Here is a 15072-nt window from a genome sequence, read left to right as displayed (position 1 = left end):
GGTTTCAGCATATTTTTTGGTCCGTTGCAGTTTTACATTGCTTAATTATCAATAAAGAAACCGCAATCATATTCGAAAATTCGATAAACGGAATCGTAATTTCGTGTGCTTCTGTAAGCGAAACGGCATAATTATGAAGCTCTTTTATTTTTTCAAAAGCCAATTCGGCATCGCGTTCTTCGCTTGTGTAAAATGCGGTAACCAGTTTTTGCAATTCTTTTTTAAGTATTTCAAAAGCAAGGTAATCGTCGACTTGATGTGCCTTTGGAAACTTCGGAATTAATATTTGGGATGAAAAAATAAATTCAGCAATAGTTCTGTCTACATTTTCTGAAGCCTGATGTGCAAAGACTAGACCTTCAAGAAGAGAGTTGGATGCCAGACGGTTTTTACCATGAAGACCTGTTCTAGCGCATTCTCCAATAGCGTAAAGATTTTTAATTGTCGTCACTCCATTTTTATCTACTCGAATACCGCCACATTGATAATGTGCCGCAGGAACAACAGGAATTAAATCTTTTTGAGGATAAATTCCTAACTCATTGCAATGTGCTGTGATGACAGGAAATTGATTTGAAAAAGCTTTGTGATCTAAATGCCTACAGTCTAAGTAAACATGTTTTTTTCCGCTCGCTTGAAGTTCTTTACTAATGGCAGTTGAAACCATATCTCGCGTAGACAACTCGCCTCGAATATCATATTTGAATAAAAATCTTTTTCCTTCATCATTTACAATATGAGCGCCAAAACCCCTTACAGCTTCTGAAATCAAAAACAACGGATTTTCTTTTCCTGTAAATAAGGCGGTTGGATGAAACTGCATGTATTCCATATCTGCAATTTCTGCTCCCGCGCGTGCTGCCATTGCAAGTCCGTCTCCCGTTGCAATTTTCGGATTTGTTGTATTTTCAAAAAGCTGTCCGCATCCTCCTGTACTCATAACAATAGTACGAGTTCTCATGTATTTGATGCGATTGTGTTTTTTTTCATAAAAGAAGACTCCGGTACAAGTAGTTTTAGCTTTTTTTGTTTCGGTATTGATATCAATGACCAAATGATTCTCTAAGAGTTCAATATTGGGCATCTTTTTAATAATCTTGAGCAGTTTACTCTCAATTTCCTGTCCGGAGCTGTCTTTATGATGTAATATTCTGTGTTGTGAATGTCCTCCTTCTAAACCTAGATTCCATTGGCCTTTTTCATCTTTGTCAAAAGAAGTTCCAATTTCAATTAATTCCTGAAGTCTTTCTGGAGCTTGCGTAATCACCATATTAACAATTTCTTTATCGCACAAACCTCCTCCAGAACGAAGCGTATCATGTATGTGTTTGTTGAAACTGTCTTTTAAATGATCTGTAACTACTGCAATGCCGCCTTGAGCGAGCTGTGTATTGGTATTTTTGGCTGTTTCTTTCGTCATTATAACAATAGATAAGTCTGGACGTTTTTTTGCTATTTTCATGGCAAAAAATAATCCCGAAATACCAGAACCGATGATAAGTATATCTGTTTTAAGCATGTTATTTTGATTTAAGGTTATTGCGTTTTTTTATGATAATTCAAGCATTCTTTTAATAGGCTTTAATGCTTCTATTCTCAGCTCATCTTTAATCAGCATTTCTGGTCTTTCATTTTTAAGGCACAAATACAATTTTTCGAGTGTATTCATTTTCATAAAAGCACATTCGCTACAAGCACAGCTGTTGTCTTCTGTGGTAGGAGCCGGAATCAACGTTTTATCAGGTACCGCTTTTGTAAGCTCATGCAAGATACCGGCTTCTGTGGCCACAATGAAAACGGCAGCAGGATCCGTTTTAATGAAATTAATAATTCCCGAAGTTGAGCCAATAAAATGTGCTGCTTTTAAAATATGACTTTCAGATTCCGGGTGAGCTGCAATTTTTGCAGTCGGATTTTTGTTATATATCTCTATTAATTTGTCTAATGAAAAGGCTTCGTGCACAACGCATGAGCCTTTCCATAAGACAAGTTCGCGCTTGGTTTCTTTTTGAAGATATTTGCCTAAATTTTCATCTGGAGCAAATATTATTTTTTGTTCTGCCGGAATAGATTCGATTATCTTTTTGGCATTTGCCGATGTGCAAACTAAATCGCTCATAGCTTTAATTTCGGCAGAACAGTTAATGTAAGTGACCACAATGTGATCGGGATGCTGTTCTTTAAACAATTTAAAATCTTCCGGAGGACAGCCATCTGCAAGAGAGCAGCCAGCATTCCAATCGGGTAGGATTACTTTTTTATTTGGATTTAAAATTTTTGCCGTCTCTGCCATAAAATGAACTCCTGCAAAAACGATAATATCAGCATTTGTGTTTTGAGCTTTTTTAGCCAATTCAAGACTGTCTCCAATAAAATCTGCTATTTCCTGAATATTATCATCTTGATAATAATGAGCCAGGATAACGGCATTTTTTTCTTTTTTCAATCGGATGATCTCCTGTACTAAAAAATTCTTGTTCATTTTTTATTCTTTGTGTTTTCGGCTTCTCTAACCTATAAAGCTGTTGGGATTTATTTTTTAAGCTTGTATTAAAATATATTTTAATACATAATTTTAATAGGGTAAATATATTATCATCATTTTTTTCAAAACATGATTCTAATCATACTGTTTAATTTTTGTTTTTATATGTTAACCTTTATAATTTCATTTTTAATGAAAATTGAAAGTAAGATTGATGAAAATGTTGCGGCCCATTCGCGGAATTTTATTCCAGTCGGCATAAGTGGTGTAATATCGATCCAATATATTTTCAATACCACTTTGCAGTTTCAATATGTTTTGATTCCAATGAAAAGCATATCCAGCGTTAAGTCCAAAAATGAGATAGTCTGGCGTTTTGGTTTGTCCGTAAGTTTGGGCAAATTCATTTTGAGCCAGATTTCCTAAAGCACTAATTCCAGCATTAAAATTTTCTTTCTTGAAGTCGATTCCAACGCTGTATTTGATCGGACTTATAAAGGGCAAATTGTTTCCATCATTATCTTTTCCTGTGCTATAAGTAAGTTGTGATTTGAATTGCCAATTTTCTAAAAAGTCGTAAGTCAGATTAAAGTCGGTATTCAATATTTTGGCATTATCTATAGCTTCATATCTTTTTACTCCAGAAGCGCCAATAGTCATAGGAAGCGTATTCGGGTCGATTTTACCTATTATATAATTAGAAAAATAGAAATAAGAACCTGTAATTTTTGCGGTTAATTGCGATGTTTTATAACCAATAGAAAAGTTTCCTTCAAGAGCATTTTCATTTTTTAGATTTGGATTTCCGATATAATCATAAAAATCACTGCTGTTGTAGAGATAAAATCCGTAGCCTTCAGATACAGAAGGTGCTCTTTCGGCGTAAGCCAAACCAAATCCGAACTCAAACATGTTGTTTTTTTTGGTATAATTTGCTGCAAAACTTTTTAAGAAACGGTTTTTTGAAGCATCCATTTCCGGATAAAAAATGCGGAGACTCGCTAATCCGAAATCATTCGCTACGGTATTGTTTTGAAATCCGAGATTAGCACCAATTCTTAGCTGATCATTTTCAGAAATTTTAATATTATCTTCTAAAGACAATCCGTTGTAAAAAGTTCTGACATCGGGCCATGTATACATAAACATCAGATTTTCTTTGGGATCTGAAGGATACATTGTCATCTCGGCAATCGATTTATTGTAAAATCCGTTTAAGTCAGCTAGAAAACTATGCTTTTCAAATTTTCCTTTAATTCTTGAGTAATAGCCGTACGTATCAGACCAGCCTGGCATATCCATATGTATGGGTACGCTAGGTCTTTTGGTGTCATCCATTTTGTGCGTTATAGAATTAAAATATCCTTTTGTTTCCCAATTGGTTACGAAATTAGATTTTGGCAAGTATTTATAACTTAGAGATACAATTTTAGCTTCAGCCAAAGAAACATCCATAGGAAGTGCTGGATAGCCAACATTATTGGCTTTGTCATAAATTGCAGAGGCTTCTAAAAGGTTTTGTTGGTTTATAAAATAACCTGCGCTAGCAGAAATATTGTATTTGGTAAATTGAGAAAAGTTGACTTCTTTATTACCGCCTGCTTTATAATTATCGGCATCACGATGCATAAAATCGATATGGGTGTAAAAACGAGAATTATTGTATCCTAAAGATGCTCCAATAATTTTTTGAAGATTATTACTCTCAAAACCAGAATTTAAACTGCCGTTCCAACCTGTATTTTTATCATTAAAGAGATTACGTTTTAAATCGACCGATCCGCCAATTCCTGCGCCGTGACAGCTTGCCTGCTGTCCAGATGCAACGGCGGCTTCGGCTAAATTTGAAACCTCAACATAAGACGTAATCGGATCCATTTTATCGGTGCACGCGCCAAAAATGCGCATTCCATCAATTGTAATCACGGTACGCTCTGTGGCCATATTATTAATAATAGGTTCCCATGCATAAGCACCTCTTTTAATCATATTTACTTTTGATGATTTTGAGAGATATTCTTCTACAGATGTAAGCGATTTGGATTGTTTTAATTGTAAAGAAGGTTTATTTCCAATGACAATTATTTCGTTTAGTTTTACGGTTTCAAGACTATCATTTGCTTTTTCCTGCGCCCAGCATATTGTTGAAAACACAGCCAAAAAGAGTGCTGTTAGATTTTTCATCATTTCATACTTTAATAGAAAGAGACAAATTGTGTTTTGCCTCTTTCTTGTTGTTTTTTAGATCTAAAACTCAATTTCAAAATAAAGACTGCTTGACGGATTGTCTGTTGTAACCGCTTCTCCTTTTAGAATTTCATTATCAGCATTTAAAACCTGAAGATTTATTTTCCAATATCCTGTCATAGTTAGAGAAAGTTTTCCTTTATAAAAGCCATTGGCTTCAGATTGAAGCAAATCTGTATTGTTTGGAGAACCGTGATTTCCCATACTTGGCATTCTTGGATCAATTTTGACTTTTAAATTATCAACGAAAGGAAAAGTCATCATATCCTTCATTTTATAAATACCGACTGTCATATCGTTTAGTGCCACTTTTGGAGAAGATGGTGCGATGTAAGCAATTACATAATTGTTTCCATCGCTTCCTTTAAATGAGCTTACGGTACGTTTTGCCGATGCTGGAACATTTATTTTGTCGGTTGCGGTATAACTGGCACCATCAATTTTGTATGAAATGCTTAGTTCCCAATATTCCGTTTCGTTTTGCGCCATTTGAAAGATAATATCTCCTTCAAAAATCGTTTTTTTGTCTACTTTTTCTACTTCCGATCTTGGGCAAGAATGCTGCATCATGGACATATGCATTAACGGTGTCCAGCTGATTTCGGCATCTGGAATATAAGTGTTGGTTTTCTTGTCTTTTATTCGAAGAGAAACATGATTATATCCCTGAACCAAAGAACCTGTTGATGAGAATAACTCTATTGTATGAGTGTCATTTGCGATTTCCTGTATTTTATGAAGTCCCGTGGTTTCATCTGCTGGAATTTCTGAAGCATCATCAGAAGAGCAAGAGAATAAAACAATTGATAAAAATAAAAGTGCTGTGTGTTTTAAAATTTTCATGTGATTGTGATTTAAATAATGATAATAAAGGGTCTGCCGAAACTATTCGGAAGGAAAAAAAATCAAATAAAATCAGATGAAAATAGGAGGGCGAAAGATATTGACGACCTCTAAATGAGAATATAAGTTGTTGTAAAATGTATGTATTATGAAATGGGAAACCCTGTTTTCATTAAAGTAAAATACTGGAATTTTGACCATAAATAGCACTAGAGTTTCTGTTTCACTTTTCTTTTCGTTAGAAGCTGGTGTATCATTTTTATAGCTTTTTGCCAGCTCTTTTTTCAAATGGCATTTTCCGTTACAGTGAAGTTCGGGAGCATTTTTGTTTTCGCATAATTCAGTTGCGATGTAATGGTAGTTGACGACGTAATCCAAAAACGGAAAAGCGGGTCTAAACACAACTGCAAATAAAAATATGTAAACGCAAAACTTCATTGGTTGTTTTTTGAGAATACGAAGGTATTATGAACTTTTTTTTGAGGATATGATTGTAATCATACTTTGTGAAAAACAAGTTTTAGAATTTTGATCAAAAGTTTAACAATTAAAAAAACAAAGTAATGAACAAATTATTCCTATTAACAATGTTTGGTTTTTTCCTTATGGTATCGTGCGGAAAAGAAAAGTCAAATACCGATCAGGATTTTTCAGCTCCTGCGCCTACAGAAAAAACAGCTGATGCAGAATCTTACGATCCTAAAAGAGGTATCGGGAAATATGAAACAGTTGAGTTAGGAGCTTCTTTAGATAAAGCACTGGCTGAAAAAGGACTTAAAACGGCTGAAGTAAAATGTACCTCATGTCATAAACCTACTGACGAAAAATTAGTTGGACCTGGATGGAAAGGAGTTACAGAAAGAAGAACACCTCAATGGATCATGAATTTTATTACCAATCCAGACCCAATGATTGATAAAGATCCTGAATTACAGGCGCAATTAGAGCTTTGCATGATTCGTATGCCTAATCAAGGATTAACGGAAGATGAAGCAAGATCTATCTTGGAATATATGCGCCAGAATGATGGGGTAAAATAAATAAAGAAATCAAAATCAAAAATAAATAGCCTTATGAAAAATAAATTTTTAAAATCGATTTTCGTTGTTACGTTAGGGTGTGCTCTTTTTGTTTCGTGTAAACCAAAAGACTCTACGGATGCTGTTGAAGGCGATGCGGCCTCAAAAGTATATGTGGCACCTGGAAAATATGATGAATTCTACAACTTTGTATCGGGCGGATTTAGCGGTCAGGTGAGTGTATACGGACTTCCAAGCGGAAGATTGTTACGAGTGATGCCGGTGTTTTCTGAAGATCCGCAAAGTGGTTACGGGTACAGCGAAGAAACAAAACCTATGTTGAATACTTCGCATGGTTATGTGCCTTGGGATGATCAGCATCACTTGGATTTGTCACAAACCAATGGAGAAGTTGATGGAAGATGGATTTTTGCCAATGCCAATAATACGCCACGTATTGCACGTATTGACTTGAAAACGTTCAAGACAGCAGAAATTATTGAACTTCCAAACTGTGGAGGAAATCACTCTTCTCCTTTTATTACCCAAAACACAGAATATGTGGTAGGAGCAAGCCGTTTCAGCGTTCCTGCTGATAATGATAATGGAGATGTTCCAATTAATACTTACAAGAAAAATTTTAAAGGATATCTGAGTTTTGTAAAAGTTGGAAAAGAAGGAGAATTGGATCTTGCTTTTCAAATTGTAGCTCCAGGTGTAAATTTTGACCTTAGCCACCCTGGTAAAAAAGAATCTCATGGATGGTTTTTCTTTTCTTGCTATAATACAGAACAAGCTAATACTTTATTGGAGGTTAATGCTTCTAAAAATGATAAAGATTTTATCATGGCGGTAAACTGGAAAAAAGCAGAGGAATATATTAAAGCGGGAAAAGGAAAACGAATTCCTGCAAAATATGCTCACAATACTTGGGATGAAAAAACTCAAACTGCTAAATCTGAGATTAAAAATGAAGTTCTTACTCTTGATGCTTCTGAGCTTAAAGATATCTGTTATATGATTCCTTGTCCGAAATCGCCTCATGGTTGCGATATTGATCCTACAGGTGAATATATTGTAGGTAGTGGAAAATTAGCCGCTTTAATTCCTGTATTCAGTTTTACAAAATTGAAAGATGCTATTGCTAAAAAACAATTTGATGGCAATTATGCTGGAATTCCAGTTGTGAAATACGAAGCTGCTCTTCATGGAGAAGTTCAAAAACCAGGTTTAGGGCCTTTACATACAGAGTTTGACGGAAAAGGAAATGCTTACACTACAATGTTTGTTTCGTCTGAAGTGGTTAAATGGAATATCAAAGATTTAAAAGTTTTAGACAGAAAAGCAACTTATTATTCTCCTGGACACTTAATGATTCCTGGTGGAAATACAGAAAAGCCATTTGGAAAATATATGGTGGTTTACAATAAAATTACGAAAGACCGTTTCTTGCCAACTGGTCCAGAATTGGCACAAAGTGCTCAGTTATTTGACATTAGTGGAGATAAAATGAAATTGCTTCTAGATTATCCAACAATTGGCGAGCCACACTATGCGCAAGGTATTCCCGCAGAAAAAGTGATTAATAACGGACAGTTGAAGTATTACAAAATTGCAGAGAATAACCATGCTTATGCTACTAAAGGAGAAAAAGAAACTAAGGTAGTGAGAGAAGGTAATAAAGTTCACATTTATATGACTTGTATTCGTTCTCACTTTGCACCAGATAATATCGAAGGAATTCGAGTGGGCGACGAAGTTTATTTCCATGTTACGAATTTAGAACAAGACTGGGACGTGCCTCATGGATTTGCAATTAAAGGAGCTAATACTGCCGAGTTGCTTATTATGCCAGGAGAAACCTTAACATTAAAATGGGTTCCTCAGAAAAAAGGAATTTTCCCATTTTATTGTACCGATTTCTGTAGTGCGCTGCACCAAGAAATGCAAGGTTATGTACGAGTTTCACCAGCAGGAAGTAATGTTCCAATTACTTATAGTGTAGGTACCAATCTACCAAAAGAATAGCCAGTAACCATAAGGGAACAAAGTATTCTTTGTTCCCTTTTATTTTGAATTATTATGAGATATAAAAAAATAACCGCTTTTTCCAAAATTGCGCTCTTCTTGTCTGGACTTCTATTGATTGGGGCTATATTTTTTCCGATCTGGAGAATAGAGCTTACGGCACCACAATATCCTGAAGGTTTGGTCTTAAAACTTCACGCCTCTAAAATTGCCGGTGATGTTGACATTATCAACGGTTTAAACCATTACATCGGAATGAAAACGTTGCATACAGAAGATTTTATTGAGTTTAAAGTTCTACCATTTATTTTAGCTGGATTAGGCGCTATTTCGATACTATGTGCATGGAAAGCAAATAGAAAAGGACTTTTTGTATTCTTCTTTTCTTTTGTGCTGTTTGGAATATTGTCTGCCTGCGATTTCTATAGATGGAATTATGAATATGGACATAATCTTGATCCGAATGCTGCGATTAGAGTCCCTGGAATGGCCTATCAGCCTCCAATGTTGGGGTATAAGCAATTGTTAAACTTTGGCGCCTATTCAATTCCCGATCTAGGAGGGTGCATGCTTATTGCAGTTGGAATACTGCTTTTTGCTGCTATTGTAAAAGAAAAGTATGCTAAACCATCTGGTCGGCTCTTGGGCATTTTGCTGGTTCCCGTTTTTCTTTTTTCATGCTCTAGCGACAAACCTGTTCCTATTAAACTAAATGTTGACAACTGCGATTTTTGTATGATGGGAATTAGTGATGGAAGACATGGCGCAGAAATTATTACAGAAAAAGGGAGAGTTTACAAGTTTGATGATATTGCGTGTATGTCACATTACTGCAGAGACAATGCAAACACTAAGATTAAGGCATACTACGTGCATGATTATACAAAAAACAACGAATTGATTCCTGCTGAAAGCGCTTTTTTTGTTTGGGGTGGAACGATAAAAAGTCCAATGAATGGTAATACAGCCGCTTTTACCAATAAAAGTGAAGCCAAAGCATTTGAAGCACAATCAAAAGGGGAGGAAAAAGAATGGACAGCAATTTTGAATAAGTAAAATACGGTCTTAAATTAAAATATAAAATCATGAAGCTACATTTTTGTCTTTCACTCTTATTTTTTTTAAACTGTCTTTGGTCTCAGAAGATTGAAGTAGGGCGAGACAAGTCGATTAAAACCATTAAAAAGGCGATCGAACTCGCAAAATCTGGTGATACCATTATAGTAAATAAAGGAGTTTACCGCGAAGGCAATATAATTGTAGATAAAAAAGTAATTCTGCAGGGAAAAGACTGGCCAATTCTAGACGGACAAAGAAAATATGAAGTAGTTTCTATTAAAGCCGATAGCGTAATTTTTTCTGGATTTAAAGTTATCAATTCAGGGTATGCCTCCCTAAATGATCCCTGTGGAATTAAAATATACAACAAAACACGAGTTGTCGTAGAAGACAATTTTCTAGAGAATAATTTTTTTGGAATTTATGTTCAAAAAGGTATTAACTGCATTGTGAAAAACAATACTATAAAAGCCTATCAAAAGGAAGAACAGCGTATTGGAAACGGAATTCATTGCTGGAAAAGCGAGAGTATGCAGATTATAGGAAATAGAATTTCTGGTCATCGCGACGGAATTTATTTTGAATTTGTTTCTAATTCTGTAATCTGGCGAAATGTTTCTAAAGCCAATATACGTTACGGTCTTCATTTTATGTTTTCTAATGATGATGCCTATATTTCAAATGTCTTTAAAAATAATGGAGCAGGAGTAGCAGTAATGTTTACCAAAAATGTAAAAATGTTCAACAATTATTTCGAGGAGAATTGGGGAGATGCGGCTTACGGCTTGCTGCTTAAAGAAATTTCGGATAGTTATATAAATGGAAATAAATTTATCCGCAACACTTCAGGAATTTATATGGAAGGGACGAGCCGTGTAAAATTGGAACGGAATATTTTTAAGGATAATGGCTGGGGAATGAAAGTTCAAGCAAGTTGTATGGAAAATGTGATCTCGTTTAATAATTTTCTTTCGAATACTTTCGATATCAGCACAAACGGTAGTTTAGTTTTAAATCATTTCAATAATAATTACTGGGATAAATATGAAGGCTATGATTTGAACCGGGATGGTATTGGCGATGTGCCTTTTCATCCGCTAAGCCTTTTTGCTGTAATTACAGAGAATAATCCGTCGGCGATGCTTTTGTTTCGAAGTTTTATGATTACGCTTTTAGACAAATCAGAGAAAATCCTGCCAAGTATTACCCCTGATAATTTTGTTGATGAATCTCCCGAAATAAAATGTCTTTTATTATGATTACGTTAAAAAATATAAATAAAAAATTTGGAAAACTAAAGGTATTGCAAGATGTAAACCTCGAGTTTAAAGCGGGAGAATGCATTGCGCTTATTGGTCCAAATGGCTGCGGAAAAACGACGCTGATAAAATCGATATTAGGAATGGTATTGCCAGATAATGGAGATATTCTGCTTAATAATGAGTCTGTCTTAAAGAAGTTTGACTATAGAAATAAGATTGGTTACATGCCTCAAATTGGCCGTTATCCTGATAATATGACAATTGCTCAGATTATTGATATGATCAAGCAGATTCGAAATTCGAAAAATGAATTGGACGAAGATTTGATAAAAGCTTTCAAATTGGATAAAATGAGCGATAAACAAATGAGAACGCTTTCTGGAGGAACAACACAAAAGGTAAGTGCAACTTTGGCTTTCCTTTTTAATCCTGATGTTTTAATTCTAGATGAACCTACAGCAGGACTGGATCCGCTAGCGGCAGAAATTCTTAAGGAGAAAATAATCAAGGAGAGAAACAAAGGAAAATTAATCTTGATTACTTCGCATCTATTAAGCGAACTGGATGATATGATTACTCAGATTATTTTTATGCAGGATGGAAAAGTGCATTTTCATAAAACGATTAAAGATTTATTGGAATCAACGGGTGAAGCTAAAATTTCAAAATCTATTGCCACAATTTTAAAAGAAAAACAGCATGAACAGAGTAATTAAAATTGTTTTATTAGATATTCTTAAAAATAAGATTGTTGTGAGTTATGCCTTAGTTTTGGCATTGCTTTCATGGGGATCATTTATGCTAGAAGACAATACAGCCAAAGGTTTGCTGACTATTTTAAATGTCATTCTATTTACAGTTCCGTTAGTGTCTGTTCTTTTTTCGACTATTTATATTTACAACAGCTCAGAGTTTATAGAGCTTTTATTGAGTCAGCCTATAAAAAGAAAAAAAATCTGGATCAGTTTGTTTGCTGGACTATCCATTGCGATGTTTTTAGCTTTTTTTCTAGGTGCTGGAATTCCGCTTTTGATTAATGCGCCTGATATGGCAGGATTGATGATGCTTTTGTCGGGAAGTTTAATTTCTATTGTTTTTGTGTCTCTAGCTTTTTTAAGCTGTATTTTAACTCGAGATAAAGCCAAAGGAATAGGGTTGGCCATTTTATTCTGGATGTATTTTGCCATTCTGTTTGATGCATTGGTATTGTTTCTTTTGTTTCAGTTTGCAGAATACCCAATAGAAGAAGCTATGGTAGCTATAACCGCTTCTAGTCCGATAGATTTAGCGAGAATTCAAATATTGCTACATTTAGATCAATCTGCCATGATGGGATATACAGGAGCTATTTTTAAAGATTTTTTTGGAACAGCTATTGGCTTATTGATTTCTTTTTTACTGCTCATTTTATGGATTGCTGTTCCGTTTGTAATTTCTATTAGAAAATTTGAACGTAAGGATCTTTAAATGTTTTGTTATTTATTCAGAATTAAGAAAATATGAAAACAGATATTAGAAATAAAGAAGATATAGCGGTATTGGTTGATGCTTTTTATTTGCAAGTAAAAACAGACTCAACTATAGGTTATTTGTTTACAGAAATAGCTATGGTAAATTGGGAAAAACATCTTCCGATTATGTATGATTTCTGGGATAACATTCTTTTTCATACCGGAAATTTTGATGGAAACCCGATGTTGAAACATAGAGTGCTAGATCAGAAAAGTACGCTCACAGAAGCTCATTTTAAACATTGGACCAAACTATGGAAAAAAACGGTAGATGATTGGTTTGAAGGAGAAAAAGCGGATGAAATAAAATCAAGAGCAGAAAATATTTCGAATTGGATGATGAACAAAGTTATTTCTTAATACAAAAACGGGAACTTCAAAAAGGTTCCCGTTTTTATTTTTAAAGATATTAGAAGTGAATTAATAATTCTTTTAACCTAAAGCAAAAAAAGAAAAAATCAAGCTGTTTTAGTATGATTCAAATCATAACAGATAAAATTAATAAAATAGCTTATGATCGACAATTTCAATTTTTTTGTTTTTATTCATGAGTGATATGGTGCGTATGACGGTTTCTACTCTAAGGCCAGTAAAATCTGCAATTTCTTGTCTCGTGTACGGAATTTTCATTTTCATGGAAGAGGCAATATTTTGCTGTTTTTTTAAATTATCTAAAAAATACTGAATGCGATATTCGGGTTTCTGATTGACTATATTTTTAGAAAAAACAATTTTGTTATAGATTTTCCATGCAAACAATTTTAGGATTTTAAATTGCATTTCTGGATTTTCTTCAAGAAAAGAAAAAAAGTTTGTTTTGGATAATTTTAGAATAACACAATCGGTTTGCGCAATTGCAGAAGCAGGGTAGGGCTGTCCGATAAAAAGCGGTGGTTCGCCAAAACTATTACCTTCATTAAAAATACCAACCGTTAAATCTTTGCCATCTTCGTTGGTATAGCTCATTTTTACCGTCCCTTCTAAAATTTGATAGTAAGAAATGGCAACATCATTTTCGAAGAAGATAATGGAGTTCTTAGGAATCTTTTTGGCTACAGCTCCCCAAGTATAAAGTAAGTCAGTATCAATGTGCATGGCAAAACAATTAATACGTTGTAAACGATTGGTTAAGTAATTGGTATAGTTTTAATTAAGACAAAGAACGTTTTAAAGAGGAGAATAAAATATGATAATTGTTAGCTTTTGAATTTTATCAAAAAAAAAGCATGAAAAGGAAGTTCTTTTCATGCTTTTTAAAATTATAGATTTTCAGAATTTATCTATCTACTAATGTTAGAGTGACTCTTCTGTTCAGCGGCCTGTTTTCTACTGGAGTATTTGGAACCAAAGGTTCGCTTTCACCTTTCGAAAATAAATGCATACGATTAGATTCAATTCCTTTATTCTGTAGATAATCTGAAACTGCTTGTGCTCTTTTCATTCCAATTTCAAGATTGCGTGCTTCTGTTCCTATATCACAAGTATATCCTGTAATATTTAGATCGATATCTTTATTTGATTTTAGAATTTTAGCAATTTCATCCAATCTTGTAGCCAATTGTGGCGTTACATCGGTGTTACCGACTTCTTGGAAAGCAAGCGGTTTTTCAACATATGTGCGCTCAGTTGTGGTAAGTTCCTTTTTAGCTGGTGGAGTTTCAACCACTTTTTGCTGCACAGGCGCTTTTTCTTGAACAGGTGTTTCAGTTTTAGTTACCACTTCTTCTTTTTGTTGTACGGCTACTGGTTCTGGCTTGTTTTTATTTAGCATAAAACCTAATTTCAGTTGAACACCTGCAGAGAAGTAACGGCTTTCTTGAACAATTTTTCTATTGCCACTTGTACCATTTGCTTGAATGTTATCCAATCCGTTTGGGTTGTACGCGACGATGTTAAGATTGGCATTTTCTTTTGCCATTTCTGTCAAACCATAGTCTACATATACACCAGTATAAAGCTGAGTATTTTCTTTTAGTTTGAAAGTAAGACCTGTTTCAACACTTAAAAGAAAAGAAGGATCTAAGCTTACGGTTGCTTTATCTTGCCAATTGGTTACTTTACCAAATCCGTGAGAAGGCAGATCATCAATTAAAAGATTCATATCAGGATAGTAGCCGCTCAATTGCAATTCTGATGCAGAAGCTTTTGCGGTTTGTTTTCCTGGAAACAGAATTTTTCCTCCAAATCCAAAATAAAGTTGAGTTTGAGATGCAATTGATGTTCTGTACTGCATCATAAGCGGAACTGCAACAGAAATGAAATGCTGATCTTCTTTATAGTTTGTCGGTGTTACTTGATACTCAAATGCAGAAGTCTGGTCATCAACTTCGTAAGTCGAAATTGTTGTTCCGTTTTTTATTTCAAAACTATTCTGATTGTACATTGCATCAATTCCTGTCGAAATTCCCCAATGGCTGCTGAAGAAATAGGTGTAACCGACACCTATTCCTCCGCCAAATTTGAGTTTGCCATCTCCAAGAGTGCTATCATAAAGAATTCCTGAAGGGCCTCCATTAATCTTGACATTAATTTCCTGTGCTTTTATTGTAACACTACACAGTAGTAGTATGGCTATTGTGGTTTTAATTTTCATTGCTTGTAATTTTAAATTAAATCTC

General features: G+C 34.6%; 14 protein-coding genes. 7 read left to right on the top strand and 7 right to left on the bottom strand.

The window, feature by feature from the left end:
• Positions 1-4: 4 nt before the first annotated feature.
• The 5 genes from nadB to ACFO3N_RS20290 form a co-directional block, all read right to left on the bottom strand.
• Positions 5-1519, bottom strand: coding sequence for an L-aspartate oxidase (gene nadB, locus ACFO3N_RS20310; protein WP_379800737.1), 1515 nt, complete (start codon positions 1517-1519; stop codon positions 5-7).
• Between the two features lie 30 nt (positions 1520-1549).
• Positions 1550-2482: a quinolinate synthase NadA gene (nadA, locus tag ACFO3N_RS20305; RefSeq protein WP_379800736.1), complete on the bottom strand. Its 933-nt coding sequence runs from the start codon at positions 2480-2482 to the stop codon at positions 1550-1552.
• 192 nt (positions 2483-2674) lie between these two features.
• Complete coding sequence (locus tag ACFO3N_RS20300) at positions 2675-4672, bottom strand: TonB-dependent receptor (protein WP_379800735.1); 1998 nt, start codon at positions 4670-4672, stop codon at positions 2675-2677.
• Between the two features lie 60 nt (positions 4673-4732).
• The gene (locus ACFO3N_RS20295; protein ID WP_379800734.1) at positions 4733-5575 is read right to left on the bottom strand and encodes a hypothetical protein; all 843 of its coding nucleotides are present in this window, start codon (positions 5573-5575) and stop codon (positions 4733-4735) included.
• 72 nt (positions 5576-5647) lie between these two features.
• Complete coding sequence (locus ACFO3N_RS20290; RefSeq protein WP_379800733.1) at positions 5648-6013, bottom strand: hypothetical protein; 366 nt, start codon at positions 6011-6013, stop codon at positions 5648-5650.
• A 125-nt stretch (positions 6014-6138) separates the two neighbouring features.
• Here ACFO3N_RS20290 and ACFO3N_RS20285 point away from each other — a divergent pair, with 125 nt between their 5' ends.
• Genes ACFO3N_RS20285 through ACFO3N_RS20255 form a run of 7 tightly spaced genes read left to right on the top strand, consistent with a single transcriptional unit; the run spans position 6139 to position 12814 of the window.
• Positions 6139-6615 (top strand): c-type cytochrome, encoded by a 477-nt coding sequence (locus ACFO3N_RS20285; protein WP_379800732.1) that lies wholly within the window; start codon positions 6139-6141, stop codon positions 6613-6615.
• Between the two features lie 33 nt (positions 6616-6648).
• A complete protein-coding gene (gene nosZ / locus ACFO3N_RS20280; RefSeq protein WP_379800731.1) occupies positions 6649-8622 on the top strand; it encodes a Sec-dependent nitrous-oxide reductase in 1974 nt (657 codons plus the stop codon).
• Positions 8623-8676: 54 nt separating this feature from the next.
• Positions 8677-9678, top strand: a complete 1002-nt coding sequence (locus ACFO3N_RS20275) for a nitrous oxide reductase accessory protein NosL (protein WP_379800730.1) — start codon at positions 8677-8679, stop codon at positions 9676-9678.
• Between the two features lie 29 nt (positions 9679-9707).
• Positions 9708-10940, top strand: coding sequence for a nitrous oxide reductase family maturation protein NosD (locus ACFO3N_RS20270; protein ID WP_379800729.1), 1233 nt, complete (start codon positions 9708-9710; stop codon positions 10938-10940).
• Complete coding sequence (locus ACFO3N_RS20265) at positions 10937-11659, top strand: ABC transporter ATP-binding protein (protein WP_379800727.1); 723 nt, start codon at positions 10937-10939, stop codon at positions 11657-11659. Before ACFO3N_RS20270 ends, ACFO3N_RS20265 begins: the two co-directional genes overlap by 4 nt.
• On the top strand, positions 11643-12410 hold the full coding sequence (locus ACFO3N_RS20260) for an ABC transporter permease subunit (RefSeq protein WP_379800726.1): 768 nt from the start codon (positions 11643-11645) through the stop codon (positions 12408-12410). The genes ACFO3N_RS20265 and ACFO3N_RS20260 overlap by 17 nt, the downstream gene beginning before the upstream one ends.
• Positions 12411-12442: 32 nt before the next feature.
• Positions 12443-12814: a group III truncated hemoglobin gene (locus ACFO3N_RS20255; RefSeq protein WP_379800725.1), complete on the top strand. Its 372-nt coding sequence runs from the start codon at positions 12443-12445 to the stop codon at positions 12812-12814.
• 138 nt (positions 12815-12952) lie between these two features.
• On the opposite strand, the gene ACFO3N_RS20250 is transcribed toward ACFO3N_RS20255, so the two are convergent.
• Both ACFO3N_RS20250 and ACFO3N_RS20245 read right to left on the bottom strand, forming a co-directional pair.
• Complete coding sequence (locus ACFO3N_RS20250; protein ID WP_379800724.1) at positions 12953-13549, bottom strand: Crp/Fnr family transcriptional regulator; 597 nt, start codon at positions 13547-13549, stop codon at positions 12953-12955.
• Between the two features lie 181 nt (positions 13550-13730).
• On the bottom strand, positions 13731-15047 hold the full coding sequence (locus tag ACFO3N_RS20245) for an OmpA family protein (RefSeq protein ID WP_379800723.1): 1317 nt from the start codon (positions 15045-15047) through the stop codon (positions 13731-13733).
• Between the last annotated feature and the right edge of the window lie 25 nt (positions 15048-15072).

The organism is Flavobacterium chungangensis, from assembly GCF_042654045.1.
GTDB lineage: Bacteria > Bacteroidota > Bacteroidia > Flavobacteriales > Flavobacteriaceae > Flavobacterium > Flavobacterium chungangensis.
The sequence above is the reverse complement of the archived record's forward strand: the minus strand, read 5'-3'. Positions and strand labels throughout refer to the sequence as shown.